Source organism: Polyangium sp. 6x1 (genome assembly GCF_029946515.1).
GTDB lineage: Bacteria > Myxococcota_A > Polyangia > Polyangiales > Polyangiaceae > Polyangium.
This window is the reverse complement of record NZ_JARZHH010000005.1, coordinates 88,893-114,000: the sequence shown is the minus strand read 5'-3', so window position 1 is coordinate 114,000 and position 25,108 is coordinate 88,893. Positions and strand designations below refer to the sequence as shown.

At 69.0% G+C, this 25,108-nt stretch carries 16 protein-coding genes and 1 riboswitch; of the genes, 11 read left to right on the top strand and 5 right to left on the bottom strand.

What is annotated here, in order from left to right; genetic code table 11:
• Positions 1-116 precede the first annotated feature (116 nt).
• A riboswitch (cobalamin riboswitch) is annotated at positions 117-275 on the top strand.
• 167 nt (positions 276-442) lie between these two features.
• The 5 genes from QHF85_RS07850 (at position 443) to QHF85_RS07830 (ending at position 8,412) form a co-directional block, all read left to right on the top strand.
• The gene (locus QHF85_RS07850; protein WP_281326451.1) at positions 443-1,660 is read left to right on the top strand and encodes a hypothetical protein; all 1,218 of its coding nucleotides are present in this window, start codon (positions 443-445) and stop codon (positions 1,658-1,660) included.
• 147 nt (positions 1,661-1,807) lie between these two features.
• Positions 1,808-2,428: a hypothetical protein gene (locus QHF85_RS07845; RefSeq protein ID WP_281326450.1), complete on the top strand. Its 621-nt coding sequence runs from the start codon at positions 1,808-1,810 to the stop codon at positions 2,426-2,428.
• Between the two features lie 126 nt (positions 2,429-2,554).
• Positions 2,555-4,258, top strand: a complete 1,704-nt coding sequence (locus QHF85_RS07840) for a serine/threonine-protein kinase (RefSeq protein WP_281326449.1) — start codon at positions 2,555-2,557, stop codon at positions 4,256-4,258.
• Between the two features lie 77 nt (positions 4,259-4,335).
• Positions 4,336-6,999, top strand: a complete 2,664-nt coding sequence (locus tag QHF85_RS07835; RefSeq protein ID WP_281326448.1) for a TonB-dependent receptor — start codon at positions 4,336-4,338, stop codon at positions 6,997-6,999.
• A 9-nt stretch (positions 7,000-7,008) separates the two neighbouring features.
• Entirely contained in the window at positions 7,009-8,412 is a 1,404-nt protein-coding gene (locus tag QHF85_RS07830; protein WP_281326447.1) for an MBL fold metallo-hydrolase, read from the top strand.
• A 3-nt stretch (positions 8,413-8,415) separates the two neighbouring features.
• On the opposite strand, the gene selA is transcribed toward QHF85_RS07830, so the two are convergent.
• Positions 8,416-9,786, bottom strand: a complete 1,371-nt coding sequence (gene selA / locus QHF85_RS07825; protein ID WP_281326446.1) for an L-seryl-tRNA(Sec) selenium transferase — start codon at positions 9,784-9,786, stop codon at positions 8,416-8,418.
• 139 nt (positions 9,787-9,925) lie between these two features.
• On the opposite strand from selA, the gene QHF85_RS07820 reads away from it, so the two are divergent.
• From QHF85_RS07820 to QHF85_RS07810, 3 genes are read left to right on the top strand one after another with little or no spacing between them, the layout of a single operon-like run.
• A complete protein-coding gene (locus QHF85_RS07820) occupies positions 9,926-13,549 on the top strand; it encodes an FG-GAP-like repeat-containing protein (protein ID WP_281326445.1) in 3,624 nt (1,207 codons plus the stop codon).
• A 15-nt stretch (positions 13,550-13,564) separates the two neighbouring features.
• A complete protein-coding gene (locus QHF85_RS07815; RefSeq protein ID WP_281326444.1) occupies positions 13,565-14,767 on the top strand; it encodes a hypothetical protein in 1,203 nt (400 codons plus the stop codon).
• Complete coding sequence (locus QHF85_RS07810) at positions 14,764-15,471, top strand: uracil-DNA glycosylase (RefSeq protein WP_281326443.1); 708 nt, start codon at positions 14,764-14,766, stop codon at positions 15,469-15,471. The genes QHF85_RS07815 and QHF85_RS07810 overlap by 4 nt, the downstream gene beginning before the upstream one ends.
• Before the next feature lie 375 nt (positions 15,472-15,846).
• On the opposite strand, the gene grxD is transcribed toward QHF85_RS07810, so the two are convergent.
• On the bottom strand, positions 15,847-16,161 hold the full coding sequence (gene grxD / locus QHF85_RS07805; RefSeq protein WP_281326442.1) for a Grx4 family monothiol glutaredoxin: 315 nt from the start codon (positions 16,159-16,161) through the stop codon (positions 15,847-15,849).
• Between the two features lie 437 nt (positions 16,162-16,598).
• Here grxD and QHF85_RS07800 point away from each other — a divergent pair, with 437 nt between their 5' ends.
• The 3 genes from QHF85_RS07800 (at position 16,599) to QHF85_RS07790 (ending at position 19,164) form a co-directional block, all read left to right on the top strand.
• A complete protein-coding gene (locus QHF85_RS07800) occupies positions 16,599-17,075 on the top strand; it encodes a VOC family protein (RefSeq protein ID WP_348652722.1) in 477 nt (158 codons plus the stop codon).
• Positions 17,076-17,170: 95 nt separating this feature from the next.
• The gene (locus tag QHF85_RS07795) at positions 17,171-17,578 is read left to right on the top strand and encodes a hypothetical protein (protein ID WP_281326440.1); all 408 of its coding nucleotides are present in this window, start codon (positions 17,171-17,173) and stop codon (positions 17,576-17,578) included.
• A 209-nt stretch (positions 17,579-17,787) separates the two neighbouring features.
• Positions 17,788-19,164 (top strand): hypothetical protein, encoded by a 1,377-nt coding sequence (locus tag QHF85_RS07790; RefSeq protein ID WP_281326439.1) that lies wholly within the window; start codon positions 17,788-17,790, stop codon positions 19,162-19,164.
• A gap of 167 nt (positions 19,165-19,331) precedes the next feature.
• Here the strand turns inward: QHF85_RS07790 and QHF85_RS07785 are convergent, their stop codons facing one another.
• The 3 genes from QHF85_RS07785 to QHF85_RS07775 form a co-directional block, all read right to left on the bottom strand.
• Complete coding sequence (locus QHF85_RS07785; protein ID WP_281326438.1) at positions 19,332-21,242, bottom strand: hypothetical protein; 1,911 nt, start codon at positions 21,240-21,242, stop codon at positions 19,332-19,334.
• A 63-nt stretch (positions 21,243-21,305) separates the two neighbouring features.
• A complete protein-coding gene (locus tag QHF85_RS07780) occupies positions 21,306-22,808 on the bottom strand; it encodes a hypothetical protein (protein ID WP_281326437.1) in 1,503 nt (500 codons plus the stop codon).
• A gap of 391 nt (positions 22,809-23,199) precedes the next feature.
• Positions 23,200-24,615 (bottom strand): SBBP repeat-containing protein, encoded by a 1,416-nt coding sequence (locus QHF85_RS07775; protein ID WP_281326590.1) that lies wholly within the window; start codon positions 24,613-24,615, stop codon positions 23,200-23,202.
• Between the last annotated feature and the right edge of the window lie 493 nt (positions 24,616-25,108).

Below are 25,108 nucleotides of genomic sequence, written 5' to 3'. Positions count from 1 at the left end.
TTCATCGCCTACGCCGCCCCTGCGGTCCCCGGGACGCTCGTCGTGGGGACCGCCGATCTCGAGCAGTGGGCGCGCGCGTGTGGAGAGCGAAGGCTCGCCGGACGCGCGCGCCGGACAACAGGGAAGCCGGTGACATGCCGGCGCGGCCCCCGCCACTGTAGCCGGGGACGAAGGCGGAAGATCCACTGCGCGCAGAGCGCCTCGCTGGAGTGAGCCGGCGAGGCGCGAACGCGCGGGAAGGTCCGCCCGAGGACGATCCGGGAGCCAGGAAACCTGCTGCGTCGAGGCCCGACCGCGGTCTCCGGGGTGGAGCATGCGGCGGGGGGGCCCTCGCATCGTGTCTCTCCGTCTCTGCCCACCTCGGCGCCGCTCCCCGGCGGGATCGCTCGATCCCGCCCACGAGACCCGAGGGCGCGGGTGTGTCGCCCATGCGGAGAGGATCATGAACGACGAATCGAAACGCTTGAAGAGCGCGCGGCTCGCGCTCGCCCTCGCGATCGGCGCGAGCTTGATGATGGTCGCGTGCAGCGACGGATCGGATGGAAGCGGCGGCAACGGCGGCAGCGGCGGTAGCGGCGCCACGGGCGGCAGTGGCGGCAGCGGCGGCAGCGGCGGCGCTGGTGGTGGCGACAGCGCGTGCCTCGATCCTTCGACGTACGCGGATCTTTTCACGGTGAAGGACGCAGGGTTCTGCGTCGTCGGGCTGTACGAATCCGATGCGGTCGTCGGCATGCCCTCGACGTGGGGGAGCCACGGCGGCCCGGTCGCCGTGAGCCCGGCGCCTGCTCCGGGCGCGGTGACGATCGAGCGCCTCACGCCCCCCGACGGCGCGACGGGCAAGCTCACGATCGCGAAGAACGACATCGACGCGAAGATCCCGGCGATGACGTTCCTTGGAGCTCAAGCGATCGATCTGCCCTTCTTCGGATGGACGGCCGTCTCGTACACCGCGGGCGATCTCACGGGCGAGATCGTCCTGATCGACGGCACGACCGTCGCGACGCGCTACCCGGTGAACGGGTTCTACGCGGGCGTCGGCGTGGGCGACGGGACGCTCGGGCGGCTGCTTTACTCGGGGATCTCGGCCGTCGACGACGCGGGCGGGAAGACGAACGCGCTCTACGCGGCCGACGCCTGCGGCACCGATGCGGCCATGCCGCGGCTCGTGCCGGGCGACGACATGTCGTGCGCCGCGCCGCTCGCGGTCGACACGTTCGGCGTCGCGTCCGGACCGATCGCCGCGGATCGCGCGGGCAACGTGTTCGCGATCATGTCGGAGGCGAACGGCGATCAAGAGGCGCGCGGCTACGCGGCGGAGAAGGTCGCGCGGGGCACGGGGGCCACCACCGGCGCGTCGCTCTTCACGCTGCCGGGATACGCAGGCAGCCTCGCGGCGATCTCGCCTGCGACCGATGACGCCGGCGTGCTCGCGTTCCAGCCCGTCGACGGGACGACGTTCGACGCGCTCGACGTCGTCGCGCAGCACTACCGCGTGGAAAACGGAGCCGTCATCGCCGAGGGCACGCCAGGCGTGTTCCTCTCGGCGGCCACGCCTGGCACGTCCCTCCCCTTCTTCACGGACGACCAGGATCGGCTCTGGGTGGTCGGCCAACGAGACATGGACAAGACGGTCTTCGCGGTCGTGGCCCGCGTCCCCTGAACGCCTCCTCCCGGCGCTCGTGGTAGCCCGAGAGACCAGCCGACCCAACCAAGGAGCCGGGGGTCTCTCGGGGCCCGCGCGCCGGGGATGTATCTCCGTGCGGGGCGTGATAATCGACGCATGATGGGGTCCCCCATGGGAGGCGTCATGAACTTCCTCGAGCCCGACACAGATCGCGTCGTCCGCATGAGCATCGACGCCTTCCTGGAGGGAAGGTTGCGTCCCGACGTGGCTGGCGATCGGGTCTTCGAGACGAAGAACAGCCGGTATCGCATGGCGGCAGGCAAGCTCGTCGCCGCGACGTCGTCGCAGCTCGTGGGCTCGGAGCTCGTCGGGTGGCTCGTCGACGAGGAGTCGGACCGGGTGCGCGTCACGCCGCGCTGGGCGCCCGGCGCGCGCGCGGTCTTGCTCGTCAAGCGCCTCGGCCGGCACATCGTGGTCACCTCCACGACGCTCATGATGGAGGTCGACGGCGTGCTCGTGGAGGGCTCGGACACGCGCCCGCTGATGCCGCGCAAGGTGAGCACGCCTGCGATGCTCGCCGTGACTCCGCCTTCGGCGCAGGTGCCCATGATCCCCAAGGCCGCGCCCATGCCGCGCGGGGTCGGGATGGAAATCACCGTGCCCGAGGCCTCCGCGACGGACGCGCCCGCTTCGGTGCCGCGTGCGCCGATCAACCCCTCGACGCCGCCGCCGGGCCCGGGACCCGCGTCGGGGCAGGTGGTTCCTTCAACGCCCACCCCCCCCGGACGAACCTCTCTCGGCTGACCACTTCGCCCCTTCTCGGCGGGGCGAGCAGTCAGCACAATTGACACAAGAGCGCGCCAAAGGCAGACTTTTCCGCGCACGCGAGCGTGCCTTTGGGGGCCGCCGCTCGCCGAGGATCCAAACCCGATGGCCCAGGTTCCGCATATGGGCGCGTCCCGACAAGACCAGCTGGCCGAGGGCGTCGATGACCCGAAGGGGGCCGCGCCGGATCCCCTCATCGGGATGACCATCGGCGGTCGCTTCAAGATCGTCGGCGTCATCGCCCGCGGCGGCATGGGCAAGGTGTACCGGGCCGAGCAAGCGCCGCTCGGACGCATCTGCGCCCTCAAGGTCCTCTCCCCGAAGTACGAGGGCGACCGCGATCCGGAGTTCCACAAGCGCTTCTTCCTCGAAGCGTCGATCGCCGCGAAGCTCACGCACCCGAACACCGTCACCGTGTTCGACTACGGGCAGAGCGACGACATCTATTACATCGCGATGGAGTTCGTCGACGGCAAGACGCTCCACCGCGTGCTGCGCGAGGAAGGCCCGTTCCCCGAGGGCCGCGCGTGCCACATCGCCCGCCAAATCTGCCGCTCGCTGCGCGAGGCGCACCAGATCGGCGTCGTGCACCGTGACCTCAAGCCGGGCAACGTTCTCCTGGCGCAACACGGCGACGAACGGGACAACGTCAAGGTCCTCGACTTCGGCCTCGTCAAGGACGTCACGGGCGAGGCGGAGGACCTCACGCAGCAAGGCCTGTTCATGGGCTCGCCGAAGTACATGGCGCCCGAGCAGATCGTGGGCGCGGAGGTCTCGGCGCGCACGGACATCTACTCGCTCGGCGTGATGCTCTACGAGATGCTCTGCGGCAAGGTGCCCTTCGACAAGGGCCCCGGCGTCGGCACGCTGATGGCGCACGTGAACGACCCGCCGCCGCCGATGGTCCACTACAACCCGAACCTCGCGATCACCGAGGAGATGGAGGCGATCGTCCTCCGCTGTCTCGAGAAGGATCCGCAGCGCCGCTTCGGGTCCATGGACGAGCTCCTCAGCGCGCTGAAGCGTTGCGGCGGCGGCGCCGAGGAGATGATGACGGGGCCGTACCAGTCCTTCGCGCACTCGGGCGCGTTCGGGCGCGCGCGGAGCATGGACAGCCTCCCGCCCGGCGACACGGGCCTCTCGGGACCTCTGCGGCGGCCCTCGGGTCCGCCCGGCGACAGCGGCCCCTCGACGTCGCTCTCGCTCTCCGGCGCGCGCCCCGCGGCACTCGGCTTCAGCAGCCCGAACACGCTCGCCGATCCGCTCACGGCCTCGCAGCCGATGGCCGTGCCCGACCCCGACGCGCTCAACGGTCAGAGCGGCAAGCGGCGCTTCATGCTGATCACGGGCGTGCTCGTGCTCGGCTTCGTGGGCATCATCATCACGCTCACGCAGACGCGCGGCTCCGGCGAGACGACGGCGACGAGCGCCTCGCCCGCGACGACGCCGCCGCCCGCGGCCACGCAGGCGCCGCAGACGCCCGCGCGTCCGGGCGATCGCGTGGTGCACATCGAGAGTGATCCTTCCGGCGCGAGCGTCATGGAGGGGAACGAGACGCTCTGCGGGGGCACGCCCTGCGACGTGACGTTCCGCGGCGCCGCGGCCGCGGCCGACGTCGTGCACAGCCTCACGCTGTCGAAGAAGGGCTACCAGTCGAAGACCATCAAGGTCACGGTCGTCGAGGAGAAGGTGAAGGTCACGCTCGACGCCGCCGCGGGCACCGTGCGCACCGCGCCCGCCACGACGAAGGCCGGCGGGAACAAGGATCCGAACTACAAGCCGGATCCTTACAAAGGCAATCCTTACTGACGCGCGCCGCCCGCCGAAATGGCGGTGAGGCGTGGTGCGGGCTCGTGTAGAGTGCGGTTTGCCCCCGAGGAACCGCCATGTCGTCCGAGCCTTCATCCGCCCACCGTGACGCGCCCTCTTCCCCCACGGAACCACGACGCTCGCGTCGCACACGCACGCTCGTCGCGCTCGCCCTCGCCTTCGCCACCGCGCTCGCCGCGGGCCCCGCGATGGCCGACGCGCGCACCGAGGCGCGGCGGCACTTCCGCGCGGGCATGGAGCTCATCAGCAAGGGCAACTATCCCGAGGGCATCAAGGAGCTCGAGCGCGCGCAGGAAATCCTCCCGCACCCGAACGTCCTCTTCAACATCGCGCGCGCGCACGCCGAGGCCGGCAACCTCGAGAAGGCCATCAACGCGTACAAGCAGTACGTCGCGTCCGATCCGCCCGATCGCGCCGAGGCCTCGCAGGTCCTGAAGCAGCTCGAAGAGAAGCTCGCGCTCCAGCGCGCCGAGCAGGCCAAGCCCACCGAGCCGCCGAAGCCGAACGAGGGCGACGCCAAACCCGGCGACGCAAAACCCGGCGATACGACGCCCGGCGACACCAAACCCGGCGACGCGAAGCCCGGCGATGCCAAACCCGGCGACGCGAAGCCCGGCGATACGACGCCCGGCGACGCAAAACCCGGCGACGCAAAACCCGGCGACACCAAGACCGGCGACGCGCAGGCGCAGGCCGACGTCAACAAGATCGTCGGCAAGGCGCGCGACGAGGACGTCTACCGCGAGACGGTCATCACGGCCTCGCGCGGCGCCCAGAGCCCGCTCGATTCGCCGAACTCCACGACGATCATCACGCGGCAGGACATCCGCCTCTCGGGCATCACGCGCATCCCCGAGCTCCTGCGCCGCGTGCCCGGCATGGACGTCGCGCAGATCACAGGCGGTGACACGAGCGTCTCGATGCGCGGCTTCAACAGCCGGCTCGCGAACAAGCTGCTCGTGCTCATCAATGGGCAGCGGCCCGCGTACCTCGACATCCTCGGCGCGACGTTCTGGGAGACGCTCTCGATCGACGTCGACCAGATCGAGCGCATCGAGGTCGTGCGTGGCCCGGGCTCCGCGCTCTACGGCGCGAACGCGTTCGCGGGCGTCGTCAACATCATCACGATCGCGCCGGGCGACGGCCGCACGGGCTTCCGCGTGGGCTACGGCGACACCGGCCAGGGCTACGGATCCGCGTGGGCCACGGGGCGCGACGGCGACCTCGGCTACCGCGCCTCGGTCGGCTACACGCGCTACCCGCGGTGGACGCGCGAGGTGCAGGACGGCCGCACGGACATCCAGGTCTTCGATCCGAACCAGAACCTCGGCGCGGAGAACCTGCGCGTCGACATCCGCCTCGCGCAGCGCTTCAAGAACAACCGCGAGCTGCAGGTCGGCGGCGGCTTCGCGCGCAGCGACATCGACGTCTACGGCATCGGCCCGTTCAACGACTACCGCGCCCGCTTCGACAACGCCGACATCACGGCGCTCTTCAAGACCGAGAACTTTTCCGCGCGCGTCTTTTACGCGCGGGTCACGGCGCAGACCTCGTCGAACCACGACTACTACGGCCACACGCTCTTCCCGAGCCAGGCGAACCAGAACGTCGTCGACGCCGAGCTCAACTTCTTCAAGGACGTCACGTGGCCGAAGTCCGTCGAGCACAGCCTCCGCGGCGGCGCGGCGTATCGCCTCAAGTCGATCACCTGGACGTACCTTCAGGACGAGACGCCGATCGAGAACTGGGGCTCGCTCTTCCTCCAGGACACGCTGCGCTTCGGCAAGTCCGTGCAGCTCGTCGTCTCGGGCCGCGCCGACTACGTGCCCTACCTCGAGACCGTGAAGGTCTCGCCGCGCGGCTCGCTCATCATCAAGCCGACCGACCTCCAGTCGATCCGCGTGAGCGGCTCGACCGCCTTCCGCAACACGACCTTCCTCGAGTCGTACCTCGACCTGCCGATCCAGCTCCAGCTCCCGGGCGCCGAGCTGATCTCGGCGACGAAGCGGTACGAGGACCAGTCCTTCCGCCTCCGGCCCGAGAGCATCATCACGGCCGAGGCGAGCTACCTGAACCAGATGAGCGATCGCTTCGAGTTCGAGGCGACCGCCTATTACAACCGCGTCACGGACCTGATCGCGCTCGCCGGCGAGCGGCCGCTCACGCTGGCGAACCGCGCCGACGGGCTCGGCGGGCTCAACCCGGAGACGGGCCGTTACACGGTCGGCTTCGGCGGGTGGCTCAACCGCTGCGACATCCAGAACGTGTTCGGCGGCGAGATCGGCACGCGCGTCTATCCGATCGAGGGCCTCGACCTCTTCGCGAACTACGCGCTGAACGCCTCGTCGCAGGAGCTACCGGACGGCTGCACGGCGCCGACCGACCAGCGCACGAGCCGGCACAAGATCAACGCCGGCGTTCAGCTCCGCACGAAGCCCGGCATCGACGGCGAGATCACCTTCCACTACCAGTCGGCGCAGACCTGGGCCGAGCAGGTCGCCACGCTCTCGGGCATCCAGGTGCAGACCTTCGACGTCCCCGGCTACGCCCTGCTGAACGGGCGCATCGGGTGGCGCTTCCCGATCGCCAGCACGACCGGCGAAGTCTCGCTCGTCGTCTACAACGCGCTCGCGGGCCTCGCCGACGAAGCGCCGCAGATGCACCCCTTCGGCAACCGCGTCGGTCGCCGCATCATGGGCTTCTTCCAGCACACGCTGTAGAGTCGCCGCGTGGACATCCAGTTCGTCGGCGCGGCGCAGACCGTCACCGGCTCGATGCACGTCGTCCGCACCGAGCACGCCACCGTGCTGCTCGACTGCGGCCTGTTCCAGGGACGACGGCGCGAGTCCTTCGAGTACAACCGACGCCTCCGCGTGCCCGCGCGCGAGGTCTCGGCCGTGGTGCTCTCCCACGCGCACATCGATCACTCGGGCGCGCTGCCGATGCTCGCGAAGAACGGCTTCGACGGGCTCGTGTACGCGACGCCGGCAACGCGTGATCTCGCCGCGCTCATGCTCCGCGACGCGGCGGCGATCCAGCAGGCCGACGCGCGCTACCTGAACAAGCAATCCGTGCGGGAGGGCCGCGAGGACGAGCTCGTCGAACCCATCTACGGCGAAGAGGACGTGCTCGACGCGATCTCGCGGTTCGTCTCCGTCCCCTACCACCGCTCGATCCCCATCGCCGACGGCGTGCGCCTGACCTTCTTCGACGCGGGGCACGTGCTCGGCAGCGCGATCACGGTGCTCGACCTCGAGGAGCGCGGGAAGAAGCGGCGCCTCGTCTTCACCGGGGATCTCGGCCGCGCCGGGCGCCCGATCCTGCGGGATCCCGAGGTCCCCGACGGCGCCGACGTCCTCATCACCGAGAGCACCTACGGCGATCGCCTGCACGACGGCGTCGACAAGATGGAGGACGATCTCGCGCGCGTCGTCACGCGGACCGTCGCGCGCGGCGGCAAGGTCCTCATCCCCTCGTTCGCGCTCGAACGCGCGCAGGAGGTGATCTTCGCGCTGAAGAAGCTCCGCAAGGCCGGGCAGATCCCGCGCGTCCCGGTCTACGTCGACTCGCCGCTGACGGTCCGCATCACGGACGTCTTCAAGCTCCACCCCGAGTGTTACGACGCCGAGGCGCGCGAGCTGCTCCGCGGCACGGACACGCCGTTCGACTTCGAGGACCTCGAGTACGTCGAGGACAAGGAGCGCAGCAAGGAGCTCGGCGGCGAAGGCAGCGCGATCGTCATCTCGGCGAGCGGCATGTGCGAGGCCGGCCGGATCCTCCATCACCTGAAGAACGGCGTGGAGGATCCGCGCAACACCGTGCTGATCGTGGGCTACCAGGCGCAACACACGCTCGGCCGGAGGCTCGTCGAGCAGCGCGCGCGGGTCCGGATCTTCGGCGTCGAGCGCGAGCGCCGCGCGGACGTCGTGGTCCTGAACGGTTTTTCCGCGCACGCCGATCAGCGGGATCTCGTGGCCTACGCGGACGCTTGTCGCGCGCGGGGAACGACCGGGACAATCGCGCTCGTGCACGGCGACCCCCAGCCGCAGCGCGTCCTCGCCGACAAGATGCGCGACCGAGGGCACGGCTCGATCGTCATCCCGGCGCCAAACGACAAACTCGAAATCGTTTGACGATCAACCGTTCACGGCGCGAACGATCGCCGCCGTGAGCGGCGCGTCCTCGCCGTCGAGCAGCGTGCGCACGTCGAAGAGGATGCGGCCCTCCTGCACGCGCGGCAGGACCGGCGGATCCCCTGTGCGCAGGCGCTCCGCGATCGCCGCGAGCGCACCGCCCGTCGCTTCGAGCGCCACGCCGAACGAAGGCACCGGCTCCTCCGCGCACGCCCCTCCCCCCACGGCGCCGCCGAGCTCCACGACGGACGACGTCACGCCGAGGCGCACGAGCTCACCCTGGATCCACTCGGCCCGCGCGCGCACGGCGGGGAGCGGCGCGCGCAGCGCGGCCAGCGTCGGGATCGCGTCGAGGTCGTCTTCGAGGTACGCGGCGAGCGTCGCTTCGAGCGCGACCAGCGGGAGCCGACCGAGCCTGAGCGCGCGCGCCAGCGGATCTTTCCGGCACGCCGCCACGAGATCGGCGCGCCCCACGATGGCCCCGCCCTGCGGCCCGCCGAGCACCTTGTCGGTGCTGAAACAAACCACGTCGGATCCCGCCTCGACCGAGCTCCGCACGCTCGGCTCTCCCGAGAGCCCGAGCGGCCCGAGATCCACGATCGCGCCGCCGCCGAGATCCTCCAGCAAGAGCACCTTCCGCTCGCGCGCGAGCGCCGCGAGCGCCCGATGCTCCGGCCGCTCGACGAAGCCCACCTGCCGGAAATTGCCCTGATGCACGCGCAGGATCGCCGCGGCATCCGGCGCCGCGTCGAGCGCGCGCGCGTAGTCCGCGATCCGCGTCTTGTTCGTCGTACCGACCTCGACGAGCCGCGCGCCCGATCGCGCCATCACCTCGGGCACCCGGAAACCTCCGCCGATCTCCACGAGCTCGCCCCGCGACACCACCACGGGCCGGCCTGCCGCGAGCGCGCCGAGCATCAGCAGCACCGCCGCGGCGTTGTTGTTCACGACGAGCGCTGCCTCCGCGCCCGAGAGCTCGCAAAGCGCATCCTCGGCGAACGCGCCGCGACGCCCGCGCCTCCCCGTCGCGAGATCGATCTCGATCGACGTGTACCCGGACGCCGAGCTCGCGAGCGCCTCGGCCACGCGCGCGCCGAGCGGGGCGCGCCCGAGGTTCGTGTGCAGCACGACGCCCGTCGCGTTGATCACCCGCCGCGCGCGTGTCCCGAGCGTTCGCTCGGCATGCGCCGCGACGCGCAGCGCCACCTCCTCCGCGGAGGGACACGGCGCGCCGCCGCGCACGGCTTCACGTGCTTCGTCGAGCGAACGCCGCACGAGGCGCGTCAACGCGGGGACGCCGAGCCTCTGCTTGGCCTGTGTGAGGGACGGATTCGCGAGGACACGGTCCACCCGTGGGATGCCACGCAGATCCACGCCCCCTGCCCCTCGCGTTTCCTCCTCGCCCATCGGCTGCTACATCTAGCTGCTCTCCACTCCTTCTCCCGTACTTTTTGCGCACACACACTTACGCGGCCTCGCGAGAAACCGCGCCGGCGAGGCCGATGAGGAGACGATGCGAACGTACCGCCCCTCGTGGCGCGGCGGCTTGCTCGCCGCCCTGGCCCTCGCGAGCGCCCTCGCGCCCCAATCCGCGTCCGCCACGTGGCCTCCGTCGCCCCAAGCGGACATGGCCGATCCCGCGAACTGGCCGAACGATCCGGGCTACGCATTCGCGGACGATCGCGACGGCCAGTGGAACTACTACTCGTTCCTGCCGCCGGCCGCGCCGGGCGTCGTCCGCCGCGCGGACGAGGTCGCCTCCGGCATGAGCATCGACCGCGCGTGGCGCGTCTCCATCGGCGATCCGCGCGTCGTCATCGCCGTGACCGACAGCGGCATCTTCTGGGAGAAGCCCGATCTCGTCGACAAAGCGTACCTGAACCGCCGCGAGCTCCTCACGCACAAGCCCTTCCAGACGGGCGGTAGCCCCTGCGGCGGCGACGGCGAGCTCGCCGGCTTCGACTGCAACGGCGACGGCGTCTTCTCGGTCTCGGACTACGCGACCTCGATGCCGCTGCCGGCCTCCGATCGCAACGCGAACGGCGTGCTCGACGCCGGCGATCTGATCCTCGCCTTCTCCGATGGCATCGATGACGACGGCAACGGCTACATCGACGACATCTCGGGCTGGGACTTCATGAAGAACGACAACGACCCGTACGACGACACGCGGTACGGGCACGGCACGGGCGAGGCCGAAGACTCGTCGTCCCAGGCCGATAACGGCATCGGGCTCGCGGGCGCTTGCCCGCGGTGCATGTTCCTCCCGCTCCGCGTCGGCGACAGCTTCATCGGTGACGTGCAGGCGTTCGGCGAGGCCGTCGTGTACGCGACCGACAGCGGCGCGAAGGTCGTGCAGTGCGCGCTCGGCACGCTGAACATGACGCGCTTCGCGCAGGCCGCGCTCGACTACGCGTACGAGAACAAGGTCCTCGTCGTGACCTCGATGGCCGACGAGAACTCGCGCCACCACAACATGCCGGCCGCGAGCAACCACACGCTGCCCGTGCACGCGATCCAGTACGACGGCGCGAGCGCCCGCACCTCACGCAGCTTCGTCGACTTCCACCCCTGCTCGAACTACGGCGGCCAGAACCTGCTCTCCGCCTCGGGCACCTCGTGCTCCAGCGAGGCCACGGGCCAGCTCAGCGGCATCGCGGGCCTGCTCTACGCGGCGTCGCTCCAGTACAACACCGTGCCCGAGCTCTCGCCGGGCGAAGCGCAGTCGATCTTCTTCCACACGGCCGACGACATCGACATCCCCGCGTCGCGCGAGCCCGACTCGATCTACCGCTTCTCGCAGCCCGGCTTCGATCAGCGCTTCGGCTACGGCCGCGTCAACGCGAGCCGCGCGCTCGAAGCCATCCGCGACGGCCGCATCCCGCCCTCGGTCGACATCGTCTCGCCGCGCTGGTTCGAGGTCCTCTACACGGATCGCGTCGACGGCCCGATCCAGATCCGCGGCACCATCTCCGCGCCGCGGGCGAACGCCTACGACTACGTCGTCGAGTGGGCGAGCGGCGTGCAGCCGCTCGACGAGGATTTTGAAAACCACGTCCTCGATCGGCGCGTGAACCTCGATCCCACCTTCATCGCCGGCACGGCCGAGCCCCTCGCGCTCCTCGACGTCCGCAACGTCACGGTCAGCCACGCGCGCGACGTCGACAGCCCGTTCGGGGAAAACGATCACACGATCACCGTGCGCGTCCGCGCCGTCGCGCACTACGGCGGCGCCGTCGGCGACGTGGCCGGCGAGATGCGCCGCACCTACTACGTGCACAGCGATCCCGACCTCGCGCGCGGTTTTCCCGTCTGGCTCGGCGACAGCCTCGAAGCGAGCCCCAAGATGGCCGATCTCGACGGCGACGGCGTGCGTGAGCTCGTGGTCCCCACGGGTGGCGGCGCGATCCACGTCCTCAACCTCACGAAGGCCGGCCCCGTCCCCTTCCCCGGCTTCCCCTTCTCGACGACCACCATCGACGGCCTCACCGCCCCGCCCGACAGCGACACACCGAGCCACATCACCGCGCCCGCGTACGCCTCCGGCAAGGTCGACCCGGGCCTCGCGCGCGAGGGCTTCATGAACGCGCCCGCCATCGCCGACCTCGACGGCGACGGCATCGTCGAGATCGTCGCCTCCACGTTCGCCGGCACGATCTACGTCCTCGAACCCGACGGCTCCGTGCGCAAAGGGTTCCCGCGCCGCTTGCCGCGCATCCCCTCGTGCCCGCGTGGCAAGGACCTCCCTCCGCAAGCGGGCCCTTGCATGGACGAGGACCAGCGCATCACGCGCGGCGCCTTCGCCTCGCCCGTGCTCGTCGATCTCGATCTCGACGGCCGCCTCGACATCGTGCAGGCCGCGTTCGACGGCAAGGTCCACGTCTTCGACGCGGACGGCGCACCCCTGCCCGGCTTCCCCGTCGAGATCCGCATCGACCCCGAGCACAACCCCAAGGCGAAGAGCCGCATCCTCACGACGCCCGCGGTCGCCGACTTCAACGGCGACGGCGTGATGGACCTCGTCCTCGGCTCGAACGAGCGGCTCGGCACGAGCGGCCAGTTCGGCGCGATCACCGTCGTCGATGGCCGCGGCACCCTCGCCCCCGAGGGCCCCATCGTCGCCGGCTGGCCCGTCACGCTCAGCTCCTTCGAGCTCTTCCCGCTCGTCGCCGAGGGCATCCCGAACGCCCCGGCGCTCGCGCGCTTCGGCGGCAAGCTCGCCGCCGTCGCGCACGGCAACGTGAGCCTACCGTTCGTCGTGCCCGCCGAACCCGGCGGCCAGAGCTCGCTCGGCGCGCCGCCCGCGAACGCCCTGCCCGTGCGCCCCGACCCCGCGGATCCCACGAAGACGATCCGCGGCCTCGATCCCTCCAGCATCTTCGGCCCGCTCACGCGCGCCTCCCAGCCGAACACGATGCTCCCGCTCTTTTCGAGCCCCTCCGTCGGCGACCTCGATCAGGACGGCGTCCCCGACATCGTCGCCTCCGGCGGCTCCCTCTCGCTCGCGCAGTCGCTCCAGGGCGGCGGCGCGGGCGCGGGCGAGCACCTGCTCGCGGTCTGGAGCGGCAAGACCGGCGCGATGCTCCCCGGCTCGCCCTTCCTGCTCGAAGACTTCACGTTCTTCAACAACCACGCGATCGCCGACCTCGACGGCGACGACTACCCCGAGGTCATCACCGGATCGGGCGGCTACTTCCTCCACGCCTACGACGGCTGCGGCCGCGAGCCCGCGGGTTTCCCCAAGTTCACGGGCCAGTGGATCGCCTCCACGGCCGCCGTCGGCGACCTCGACGGCGACGGCACGCTCGAGGTCGCGGCCGGCACGCGCAGCGGCTTCTTGCACGTCTGGCACACGCGCGGCCGCACCGACGGCGTCATCGCCTGGGAGAGCTACCACCACGACAACCGCAACACGGGCAGCCTCGACACCAAGCTCGATCAGGGCACGCCCTTCAAGGCGAAAACCCCGCTCACGCTCGAGGCCTGCGAGGCGGCCCGCCTCCCCCGGCCCCTCGAAGCGGCCGGCGGCTGCGATTGCCGGGCTGCCGGCCAGGGCCGCGAAGGCGGGCGCGCAGCGGCTCTCCTCGCCGTGGGCCTCGCGCTCGTGCTGGCGAGGCGGCGACCTGCGCGCACCTAAGCTACCCTTCCGGCCGTGTCGCCTCCCGTTCGCATCTACCTCTCCCCCGGCATGTTCGGGTTCGCCCGGCTCGCCTCGTTCGAGTACTTCGAGCACCTCGTCGTCGCGCTCGAAGAGCGCTTCCGCCAGCGCGGCCGCGTCGCGAAGGTCCTCGTCTGCGACGTCCACCCGACGGCCAGCGTCTGCCGCCGCGCGGCCAAGCTCGCGCACATGGTCGCCGCCACGGCCGGCGATGACGACGGCCCCATCCACGTGATCGGCCACTCGACGGGCGGCCTCGACGCGCGCCTCGTCGCCTCGCCGACCGCGCGCCTGCCCGGCGTCGCGCGCAAGGAGCTCGCGTGGCTCCCGCGGCTCTCGTCGATCACGACGATGAACACGCCGCATTACGGCACGCCCCTCGCGGCCTTCTTCGCGACCGTCAGCGGCCAGCGCATGCTCTACGCGATCTCCGCGCTCACGGTGACCGCGCTGAAGCTCGGCGCGCCTCCGCTCGCCGCGACGTCCGCGCTCGTCGCCGCGTTCGGCCGCCTCTCGATCGGCAACTTCGAGCTCGAGATCATCAACCGCGCCGTCGACGCCGTGGCCAAGGTCTTGGACGAAGCGTCGAGCCGCGAGCTGCGCACCTGGCTCGATCTCCTCCGCGGCGATCAGGGCGCGATCGTGCAGCTCATGCCCGAGGCGATGGACCTCTTCCAGGCCGGCGTCGAGGATCGCCCCGGCGTGCGTTACCAGTGTGTCGCGACGTATGCGCCCTCGAACGCGGTGCGCGACTGGATCGCGGCGCTCCGCTCGCCGTGGAGCGCGATGAGCGCGACGATCTTCACGGCGCTCTACAACCTCACGAGCCGCCTCGACGAGCGGTACCCGTGCGCGGCGGCGGACGGGTCGGCGCAAGCGAAGCTCAAGGCGATGCTCGGCGAGGCCCTGCCCGCGACGGCAAACGACGGCGTCGTGCCGTTGACCTCGCAGATCTGGGGCGACCTCGTCTGGGTGGGCAAAGCGGACCACCTCGACATCGTCGGCCACTTCCCGGGCGCCGGCGGCCACACCGACTGGCTCGCGAGTGGCGCGCGCTTCCAGCGCGTGCGATTCGACGTCGTGATGGATCGGATCGTGTCCGGAATGATCGTGGGCGAGGAGCTGCGCGACGCGCGCACGCCCGCGTCCGAGCGCGCGCCGAAGAGCGCACCGCCGAGCGTGCGCGGGGTGTCGTGACGGAGAAGCGGCGCTCGCTCGAGCTCTTGCACGAAGCGCTCGTCGAGTGCCGCCGCTGCGATCGTCTGGTCGCGTGGCGCGAAGAGGTCGCGCGGGTGAAACGCCGCGCCTACCGGGACGAGACGTACTGGGGCCGCCCGATCCCCGGCTTCGGCGACCCCAACGCCAAGCTGATCCTCATGGGCCTCGCGCCGGCCGCGCACGGCGGCAACCGCACAGGCCGGATGTTCACGGGGGATCGCTCGGGCGACTTCCTCTACGCCGCGCTTCACCGAGCGGGCGTCGCATCTCAGCCGACGAGCGTCCGCCGCGGCGACGGCCTCGAGCTCACGGGCGCCTTCATCGTGGCCCCGTGCCGTTGCGCGCCGCCCGAGAACAAGCCCACGCCGGAGGAGCTCGCGAACTGCCGCCCGTGGCTCGAAGCCGAGCTCGCGCTGCTCGACCGGGCGAGCACGTACCTCGCGCTCGGAAAGACCGGCTACGACGCCGTCCTGACGCTCGCGAGGAAGCACGGGGACATCTCGACCGTGCCTGCATTCGCCCACGGTGCGCGCGGAGAGATCCCGGACCCGCGCGGCACGGGGGGTCGGGCGTGGCTGTTCGGGAGCTACCACGTGAGCCAGCAGAACACCCAGACGGGGCGGCTCACGGCAGCGATGTTCGACGAGGTCTTGGCCGCAGCGCTGAAGCGAGCGCGCCTCTAAAGCCCCTGTCATGGCAAGGCGCCGCGCCGGGGCGCTGCCCCGGGCCCCGCGGGGGCTGTTCGCCCCTCGACCCGAACCAGGGCCAGCCCTGGACCTTTGGTGGAAGAACTGCGCGATGCGCAGTTCTTCCAACGGGCCGGTGGCAAGACCATGAAGGTGCGTTCCACGCTGGCGGCGGGCCCGTTGCATCGTCAGCGCCGCGGTCTTGGTAGGCAGGGTCGTCGTTGGTCTTGACCTGGCCTGTTCGATGAACTGCGCGGAGCGCAGTTCATCGACCCTCAGTCCAGCGCGGGCGCTGGTCCGGGTCCCGGGGCGGATAGCCCCGGGTGGGGCCTGGGGCAACGCCCCAGCGCAGCGCCTCCCCAGATGAGACCGCTAGTTCTTCGGCGTGAGGATCTGCGAAAGCTCCCCCGACGACTGCATCTCGAGCAGGATGTCGCTGCCGCCGACGAACTTCCCGTCGATGTAGACCTGCGGGATCGTCGGCCAGTTCGAGAACTCCTTGATTCCCTGGCGGATGTCCGGGTCCTTCAGGACGTTCACGTCCAGGAACTCGGCCCCAGCCGACTTGAGGATCTGCACGGCGCGCTGAGAAAACCCGCACTGCGGGAAGCTCTTCGTCCCCTTCATGAAGAGGACCACGCGGTTCTGATCGATGATCTCCTGGATCCGTTGACGCACGTCGCTCATGGCGGGAACAACGTAGCGTAAGGGGAGGAGCGGGGCGAGGAGGCGGGAGCAGGGCCGTCGCGCCGGGGCGCTGCCCCGGACCCCGCGGGGGCTGTTCGCCCCTCGACCCGAACCAGGGCCAGCCCTGGACCTTTGTTGGAAGAACTGCGCGATGCGCAGTTCTTCCACAGGCGGGATCTGGCTTTGGGGCCTCCCCAAAGACCCCTCCGACCGGAGGGACCTGGCTTTGGGGCCTCCCCATGACCGCTCCCGCCTGCTCGGACCTGGCTTTGGGGCCTCGCCGCTCCATTTTGGAGCATTTTTTCACGGGAGCGGAAGCGGAAGCAGCGGGACGAGCCGCCGAACAAGCCGATGGATCCGAGGGATGCCCGTGCTACGCGTGCGACGCGCGGACATCTGCGGCTCATCGAAAGCTCGTGAGACGCCAAGGAGACACCATGACAGTCAAGCGTATGGACAACGTCGGCATCGTGGTGGAAGACATCGATGCCGCCATTGCATTCTTCACCGAGCTCGGCCTTACCCTCGAAGGCCGCATGCCCATCGAAGGAGAATGGGCCGGCCGCGTCACCGGCGTGCGCGGCCAGCGCGTCGAGATCGCCATGATGCGCACCCCCGACGGCCACAGCCGCCTCGAGCTCTCGCGCTTCGACGCCCCCGCCATCGCGTCCGATCACCGCACAGCCCCCGTGAACTCGCTCGGATACCTGCGCGTCATGTTCAGCGTCGAGGACATCGACGACACCCTCGCCCGGCTCAGCAAGCTCGGTGCGACGGTGGTCGATGAAGTCGTCAATTACAAAGACATCTACCGGCTCTGCTACATCCGGGGTCCCGAAGGAATTCTCATCGGGCTCGCCCAACAGCTCGGGCAGCAGACCTCCCGAGAGAATCCCATAGAACGTGAGCGTTGAGAAACTCCGGTGTTGGCGTCCAACAACCGGTCCGCTGCGCGGCTCGCCGCTGAACCGACGGAACGTGGGTGGAGGTGAAGATGTCGTGTCCCCTCATGCTGAAGATGGACGATGGTCCGTTGGACGCGATCCTTGACGCATTGCAAGGCGCGGGGATTCGCGTGGAGCGCCCACCGCAGTGGCAGAGCGACGCACGCGAAGCAGAGCTCATCTGCCGTCGTGGCAGGGCCAGCTTTGCACTCTCGATGCGCAGAGGGCAGGGCCAGCATCCCTTGTCGGTTACATTCACTGCGGACCTGTCCAAGTGGCGTTGGTGGAACTTCCCGGTGATGTGGCTTCTTGGGCTCCCATTCACTGGGCAAGAGATCCGGCTCCAGACGGACGCGTATCGAGTGCTTCGCGGCTTGGGAGCAGCACGCATCGGTGGCGGTGATGTGCTTTTTTTGGAGGACGAACACGCCGCCGAACATAAGCCAGCGGACGGCGCTCCCCGCCGCCGCTGATGCTGAAATCGAGGCACTTCGGAATCCCCTTCTTCCAGTGCCAATGCTCACGCCCGCGTGACGGCAGCCCGCCTCCGCTCCCGCTCCCGCCCCCGCCCCCGCTTCCGCTTTCGCTCCCGCCCCCGCTCCCGCTTCCGCGTCCGTGTCCGCTCCCGTTCACGCGTCCGTGTCCGCTCCCGTTCACGCTCCCCCCTGAATCTCCCCTTCCTGTGGTCCTGGCACGCGCCTCGCAAGGCGCGCCGGCCCTCGTCTGGAACCTTTTCACCAATGTCGACACATCGACACGGAGCGGCTTGATGCGAACGATTGCTTGCGCGTGGATTCCCTGTTTCCTCCTTCTAACGACGGCCTGCTCCTCGCAGCCGAACCCGAGTGACGGCGCCGGCGGCGAAGGAGGCTCCGGTGGCAGCAGCATCAGCGCCGGTGGGAGTGGTGGGAGTGCGGGGGATGGCGGAAGCGGGGCGGGTAGCGGCGGTGCCGGAGGCAGCGGCGGCGTCGGAGGCAGCGGCGGCGAAGGAGGCAGCGGCGGCGCTGCGTGCTCCATCGCGACGACGGCGGTCCCGGGCGCGTCGGGCTTCCTTCGTTTGCCCCAGATGGTCCTCGGTGCCGATGGCTCCGGCGCGCTCGTTTACGTGGCCACCATGAGCGGAGGAGGAAAGAACGGGACGCATTGGGCCAAGCTCGGTCCCAAGGCCGCTCCCTCCGGTGCCTCGGTGCACATCGACGGTTTCGCCCGAGAGCTGGATGTCGCGGCGGCTCCGGGCGGCGGGGTCGTGCTCGCCACCTCGTCGTTTTATGGCGATACCACGCTCCGCTGGATCGACGACAGCGGCGCGACGACGCGCACCGAGTCGATCCCGAACAGTGCGAATCGAAAGCGTCCCGCCGTCGCCGTGGCGAACGGCATCACGTATCTCGCCTGGGTCATCGACGCCTTCACCGCCGGCGCGGAGAGCGACGCGCTCTGGATTGCCGGCTACGACGACAGCAAAATGGTGTTTGGACCGACGCAGGTCACGGTCGACGCGAAGGATTTCGACGTTCATCTCGTCACGGTGGGCACGGACGTCTACCTCGTCACCGCAGGAACGCTCCTCGCCTGGTCGAAGCTCGACGCCACCGGCAACCTCGGGCCGAGCGTGGTCGCACAGAGCGGTGAAGGAAAGGACACCTCGACCGTCGCCGTCTCTCAAGGCCACCTGGCATTCGGCTGGACGAACGTCAAATCGCTCAGCCCCCTGACCAGGAACGTCGAGCTACGCGTGGCGGGGCTCGCCGACGGCGCGGATCTGGGCAAGCTCTCCATTGATGTCGAGAATGAACAGGGGCCCGAGCTCGTCGGCACGGAGGCGGGGTTTTCGCTGGCATTCACGAGCGAGGACCCCGCGGCAGGAGCCCTCCAGTACTTCGAGCTTTCGCCCACGCTCACCGTGAGTCGCAAGCTGAAGGTTGCCTCTTCCGCCCTCGGGCTCGGCAACGGCACGGGAAGCACGGTCGGGCTGGCCATCGGCGAGGCTGGCATTTTCCTGGCTCACGGCGACCCCAACGGCGCCTTGTTCACGAGCGCCATCGCGTGCAGCCCGTAAACCCTCCGGCTCGAATCCTCGAAGCCTGACAACGCGCGCCATGGCGGCCGCCCGTCTGCGCCTCGAGCGCGCCCCCGGGAAGCCCAGCGCCGGCCCCTTCGAAGCGACGTTCAGGCGCTCGTTGAAAGGTTCCGTCGCGCCGGGCACGCGGTGCCTCGACGTTCGGCTCAGGGCGTGTTGGCGCCGGTGAACTGAAACGGCTTGCCGGCCGTCGCGAAGCTCCCGCCGAACTCGAATGGGTCGTTGCCGCTCTCTCCCATCTTGCAGGGCGCAGAGGACTGGCAGGCCGCGGGGACGCTCGCGTTCATGTCCGTATTCGTCCAGAAGATCACGTTGCCGAAGCGGTAGTTCGCGAGCTGCTTGCCGGCGTAATCGGCGATGCTCACGATGTAGCTCTCGGTGCCGTGGTTGTCGTTGTCCTCCGACCAGATCGGATCGATGAGCCGCGAGTCGGTCAACGTGCGCACGACCGTCCCGCCGGTGTCGGTGAGGTTCACCCAGTCGAGCTTGCGGTCCCCCCGTGAGGTGACGATGACCGCGTCCTTGCGCGACCCGTCGGCCGGGTCGTGCTTCGCGTAGGCGATGCTCGTGGGGTTCTTTCCGACGATGACCGTGCCGACCTCTTGAATCGACGCCGGCGTCGTCCCTGTGCCCTTGCCGTAGCCTGCGACGTCGATGATGTGCAGCGTGCCGTCCTGGGTCGCGACCCAGGCGCGCTCGTTGCTGATGAGGCTCGTTCGCACCGCCGTCGGCTTCTCGGCAAATGTCATCGTCGTGATCACGGTCGGCGCGAAGTCGGGCGCGGCGCTGAATGCGTAGGGCCACTTGTCGGCGTCCATGCTCGGAGGCTGCGTCTTGTCGAAGTCCTCCTGCGTGCCGAAGTACATGCTCTGGACCTTCGCGAAGAGCGGCTCGAGGTCGAGGAAGAGCGCCTTCTTCTCCGACTTCGAGATGATGACGGCGACGCCGGCCTTCGAATAGCGGTGGGCGTTCGGCCCGCTACCACTGAACGAGGCGCGGTTCGCGCTGTCCGACAGCGGCAGGTTCTTCGCGAGGACACGGCAATCGTCACCCGCCGGGCTGCACAGCCATCCCTGCTGGTCGTCGAGCGGAGGGCTATAGTCCGACGAGGCGGATATCTCGGTCGGCGCGACCATCCCGGGTAGATCGACGTAGCCGAGGATCTTCGCGAATCCGATGTCGCCCAGGTTGCGGAAGCCCGGGTAGGTCGCGGGCCATTCGAAGGTGTCCGCGACAAAGCCCTCCTGCGAGGGCCCGAGAGCGATGACCGCCACCTGCCCTTTGACCTCGACCGTATCCCAGACCGTCACGAGGGCGAACTCGCTGCTGTTGGTGATCGCAATCGAGGTCGGGACCTTGCCGGGGGCGAGCTTGAGGAGATTCATCGTCCTCGCGGTGTTGGAGCCGCTCGTCGCGAGGACGCCGTTCTGGTAGCCGATGAGGCTGTTCGCGCACCATCCCGAGTTCCCGAAGCAGCGGCCGGCGGCGATGGGCTGTCCGATCGTCTCATTCATCTGCTGGTAGAGGACGACGTTCACGTCGACCTCTCCCTCGCCGTAGTAGACCCAGGGCAACTGGGGCGATTCCGAGAAGGTATTGCGTCCCATGAGCAGGGTCGTGACGTCGCTGACCCCGACCTTCGTGGTGTCGTCGGCGACGAAGAGCACCTGCCCCTGGTTGCTCGAGTAATCGTCGAGCTCGCCCGGCTGGGAGACCGGTCCACCGACCTCCCAGTACCAACCATTGCCGTTGCCGTCGTTGGGGAAGTGCTGGCTCGGCGGCTGCCACCACGTGGGCATGGTCTCGGGCGTGGGGTGGTAAGCCGTGGACGAAGGGCCGTATCGGTACTCGATGCCGACCTCGGTGCTGAGCTGGGTCGCGAGCTGTTGATAGGCCTCCGGCACGACGGCGCCGGTCGAGTCGACGATATCGCCCGGAAGGGGCGTGCCGGGAGGAGGATCGGGGACGCCGCCATTGCCCCCGCTCCCACCGTCACCGCCCCCAGCGCCGCAGCCTTGCACGAGGAGGGTGACGATCGTGGCGGCAATGAATCGCACGGGTAAGCTCATGTCTCCATGTAGCCGCAACTTCTGCTCACAGGCAATGCGAAACTCGACGCCTCACTCGGCGACGAGAATCCCCCGTACCGTCGACGCCTGACCGACGCCGCTCGTCGCGATGAGGATCGGATATCCATTGTCTGCGGGCATGAGGAAGCTCTTGCTCTCGCCGTCGCCCAGGCTGCCGGTCTCGAGGATCGTCTTGTACATGCCGTCCTTGAACTGCATGTTGAGCTTCGCCCCGCCGCTCGCGACCACGGTGAGCCGATAACTCGCCCCGGCCGTCCACGGGGCCCAGCTCACCCGGTAGTCCCACGTGGCATTCGTATGCTCCAGCTTGATGGCCGTGTCCGTGCTCGCGAACACGAGCGCCTGCTGCCAGGAGTCGAAGGACCCGCCGCTTCCGTTCCAGGGGCCGCGCATCGACATGCGATTGAGGTTCGTGTTCGGCACGAATTCCTTGCCGTCGCCGTCGATGAACCCGTCGGAGCTTTCCATCCTGCGCAGCGCGTGGGCGATGTCGAAGAGCTGATTGGCCACCACGCTGTCCCACTCGCCGGGCGGCTTCGTCGAGACCGTGAATTTGCTGCCGTTCTCCACGTAGATGGCGAAAGGCGTATCGGTGTTTCGGTCGACGAGGCGGGCCCCGTAGACCTGGAGCGTCTTGATGACCTTCAAGAGGCCGGGCGACGTGACCTTCGATGTGTCGAAGTCCGGCGGCAGCATCAGGAGCGAGCCCATGGGGATCTGCCCCTTGTAGGCCGAGGCGCTGTCGCCGTCCTCCAGGGTGGCGGGAAAAACGAAACCGGCCTTCATCGCGGTGCCGTCCAGCGACAAGGCCAGCGCGTGGTGGAACATCTCTTCCCCGTCGTCGGCTTCGCTCACGCGAATGAGGCCGGCGGCGGTGCACACGCCGGAAGCGCGCGCCCCCTGGGAGAAATGCGCGGGGTCGCCCCAGCCCGAGCCGGCGAGGGGGGACCATGAATACATCGCCGCGGTCCAGGCGCCGGCTGCGTCTTTCTTGAGCTGCCAGAACGAATGAATGATGCCCGCCTTCTCGTCGACGATGTCGGCGTGACCATCACTGCCCGACGCGCCCTCGACCGAGGCAGGCCAGTGGGGGATGACGAGGGCGCACGATCCGCCGACGTCGGGGCAGCTCGGGCCCGCGGCGCCGCCTTTGCCGAGCACCTGCATCGACGGGTCGCTCTCCGACGCGCGGAAGATGGTCGTCGAGTAAGCGCCTCCGGCCACGACGGGGTAAAAGGCCGGATTGTTCGTCGGCGGGATCTGGTCGTCGCCGAGGACGGGGTTCTTGGGGTGGCTGTTCCACAACGAGTCCGCCGCGAAGGGTTTTTCGAAGGTCCCCCACACGCTGCCCATGCCGGCGTCGCCGCCCGCGCCGCCCGCGCCCCCTTCCCCCGCGGAGCCGCCGCCGCCGCCCGTGCCGCCATTCGCCCCGCTTCCTTCTGTGGACGAAGGCGGATCCGCGTTCGTGTCGCCGCATCCGGGGATCAAGGCATAGAGAAGGATCGAAATGGCAAACGAGCCGAGGGTACGCATGGCGGTCTCCATACCGATCGAGGAGGGGCGGATCAACCACGACCCGCGTCGTGAAGTGGCTCGAGGTCGAGAATCAACCACAAGGCGCGCCCCTGCATTGCAATATGGCCGTCATCTGGCAGCGGGAGCGGAAGCGGAGGCCGAAGCGGAAGCGGAAGCGGTAATCGGGATCTGATTGTGTACCGCTGTTGAGGAGGGGGTAGGTCGAGCGCCGGATGGGCCATGGGCCTTGCCAGGTGTGGCGGGCGCCGTGGCGGAGAGGGGCGGCCGTCAGGGATGATCGATGAACAGCTCGGCAATCGGCGCGCCTTTGGCACGATGCGCGCGATGGTTGGGTGGTACTCCGGCCGGTTCCGAGCGGAAACTCGCCGAACGGCTGCTCGTTGGAGCGTCAGGGGCCTAGGAACTTCGTGAGAAAGCCGCCCCAGGGGGCGCCGGGCGGGGTCGGCTGCGCGGCGTTATAGACGGGGAAATTCGCGGAATCCGTCCAACCAGCCACGACGGCGTTTCCATACTTATCGACAGCGACGCCGTACAGAGAATCGTGGTCGCTCCCGCCCAAATACGTCGAGTACGCCGCCGCCGATCCCGAGACATTCAGCTCCATCAAGAATCCGTCGGCGGAGCCGCCACGGTACGTCTTCTGAAGCGCGTTCGCCGTCACGGGGAGGCTAGACGAGGTCGTCATCCCCGAGACGTACGCCTTTCCGCTGCTGCTCACGGCGATGAAGGGAATCTCGCGGCCCGGGCCGCTCCCCACCCAGGTGGAGTACGAAATAGCGCTGCCTGGCTCGTTGACCTTCGTCACGAATACGTCGAATTCATCGGCAAGCCCCTTCTTGACCCCGCGGAACGCGCCCGGCGTCGTGGGGAAATTGGTGGAGTCCGAAATCCCAACCACGTATGCGTTGTAAGCGCTGTCCACCCCGATTCTGTACCCGACGTCGGAGCCGCTGCCTCCGATCATGGTCGAGTAATAAAACGCCGAGCCGCTGGGAATCAGCTCGGTGACGAAAACATCCCCGCCAAACGTGGGGTCACCGTAGGTCCTCTGATATGCGCCGGGTGTCGTCGGGAAGGGGAGCCCGACGCCATTCGGCGGAGGGTACGTAGCCCCGGCGACGTATGCATAACCGGCCGCGTCGACGGCGATGTCCATGCCGTCGTCGGAGCCGCTACCTCCGAGGTAGGTCGAGTACACGAGGCTCGAGCCCGCCGCATTCAGCTTCGTGACGAATGCATCCATGTCCCCGCGGAGCGTTTGCTGTATTGCCCCGGGCGTCACAGGAAAATCGGCCGAAAGCGTACTACCTGCGACGTAAGCATTTCCAGCGGGATCCACGGCGATTCCGTACGGCCGGTCTTCTCCGCTGCCGCCAAACCGGCTGTAGTAGGCGAGCGCATTGCCCGCGGCGTTGAGCTTCGCGACGACGATCGTCTGCGACGGGTGCACATAGGTCTTTGCGAGCACGTACACGCATCCCACGTTGTCCACCGCGATATCACGGACATCCTCACTGTAGGAGCCGCCGAATGTTGCCGTCCACAAGAGCGCGCCGCTGGGGCTGTATTTGGCGACGAAGATATCAAGGTTGCTGCTATTGATGATCGACGCCGTGCCCGCCACGTACACGTTCCCCGCCGGGTCCACCGCCGGTATGCCGCCCGAGATGCCTCCTGTTCCTCCGACGAACGTCGAGAAGCCCACCGAGGTGAGCGCCTCCGTCGCCTCGGCAACGTTTTCCTCTTCGCTCACCACGTCGGAGCCGCCGCGTACCTCGACCTCTTCCCATTCCTCGACGACCATCTCGTCCACGGGCCCGCAACCCAGCATCGCCGGCGCGAGGCAGGCCAAGCCGAGCCCCGCTGCCGTCCATCGGCCCGTCGTCATCATCGCTTTGCCCAAGGTATGCGCAGGATTCATCGTATGCCTCCGGTGTCGGAGGCAGCAGTTGCAGGAACCGGGCCAACGCTCGGGCGGTGGGAATGGCGGGTAAAAGCTCGAGCGGGTTTGGCTGTGAAGGGCGGCTGGCGCGTCAATCGCGCGCGGGTGACGTCGACGGGACCGCTGACGTGTCACCGCTCGAGGAAGGGGGGCAGGACGTGCGTGATGGCCGCGCGTATTGGGACTTGTCTCGGGAACAGGAAGCACGAGCTGGCTGACGCGTCAGCGGAGGATGCTGACGCGTGCGAGGGCGCTTTGGCGCGTGAGGGGGGGCTGTATGCGATGACGTGTTGGCACGGAGCTGTCGAATCGGCGGTGGCACGGAGGTTGTGTGTGCTACGGGCTGACGCTGACG

Excerpts from the sequence above, each read along its gene's own strand:
- QHF85_RS07850 (WP_281326451.1), top strand. The coding sequence starts at position 443 with ATGAACGACGAATCGAAACGCTTGAAGAGCGCGCGGCTCGCGCTCGCC.
- QHF85_RS07845 (WP_281326450.1), top strand. The coding sequence starts at position 1,808 with ATGAACTTCCTCGAGCCCGACACAGATCGCGTCGTCCGCATGAGCATC.
- QHF85_RS07840 (WP_281326449.1), top strand. The coding sequence starts at position 2,555 with ATGGCCCAGGTTCCGCATATGGGCGCGTCCCGACAAGACCAGCTGGCC.
- QHF85_RS07835 (WP_281326448.1), top strand. The coding sequence starts at position 4,336 with ATGTCGTCCGAGCCTTCATCCGCCCACCGTGACGCGCCCTCTTCCCCC.
- QHF85_RS07820 (WP_281326445.1), top strand. The coding sequence starts at position 9,926 with ATGCGAACGTACCGCCCCTCGTGGCGCGGCGGCTTGCTCGCCGCCCTG.
- grxD (WP_281326442.1), bottom strand. The coding sequence starts at position 16,161 with ATGAGCGACGTGCGTCAACGGATCCAGGAGATCATCGATCAGAACCGC.
- QHF85_RS07800 (WP_348652722.1), top strand. The coding sequence starts at position 16,599 with ATGACAGTCAAGCGTATGGACAACGTCGGCATCGTGGTGGAAGACATC.
- QHF85_RS07795 (WP_281326440.1), top strand. The coding sequence starts at position 17,171 with ATGCTGAAGATGGACGATGGTCCGTTGGACGCGATCCTTGACGCATTG.
- QHF85_RS07780 (WP_281326437.1), bottom strand. The coding sequence starts at position 22,808 with ATGCGTACCCTCGGCTCGTTTGCCATTTCGATCCTTCTCTATGCCTTG.
- QHF85_RS07775 (WP_281326590.1), bottom strand. The coding sequence starts at position 24,615 with ATGGTCGTCGAGGAATGGGAAGAGGTCGAGGTACGCGGCGGCTCCGAC.